The 456-nt window shown below is 43.9% G+C and carries 1 protein-coding gene; it reads left to right on the plus strand.

The window, feature by feature from the left end; genetic code table 11:
• The coding region (locus tag KTE19_RS13725; RefSeq protein WP_488225852.1) for a nuclease/transposase family protein at window positions 1–456 on the plus strand (456 nt) is incomplete at both ends.

Below are 456 nucleotides of genomic sequence, written 5' to 3' on the forward strand. Positions count from 1 at the left end.
CCATCCAATCAGCAAAAGCAGTTAATCAAACGTAACAGTGACGCAAGTCGTTTTATTTATAACGAAATGAATGGCATGAATCGCGAACTATATCAGTTGAAACAGGTTAAGATCCCGATTGGGATCGTCCAGCAACGCATCCAAACGCTTGAACAGCGGCTGAAAAGGCCGGCAACTGGCATCTCGAATATCCATGGCTGGTTGAATAATAATGATTTGGATAGTCTGATGAAAGCCAATGCAATCCAAAATTACCGAAGTGCCTGGAAAATGTTCCATAAGGTTCATCAATCGGGCACGCCGATTTTCCATCGCAAACGAACCGAGCAAAAGTATCAAACTTCCTGTCTGTATCCAGGAAAAGTGAAGTCTCCCAGCATGACTAATGGGAGTGTCCGCCTTTTGGATCACCAACATATTCAGATTCCTAAACTCGGTCGATTGCGTTTTCGAGGA

Source organism: Lentilactobacillus dabitei (genome assembly GCF_019061365.1).
Classification (GTDB): Bacteria; Bacillota; Bacilli; order Lactobacillales; family Lactobacillaceae; genus Lentilactobacillus; species Lentilactobacillus dabitei.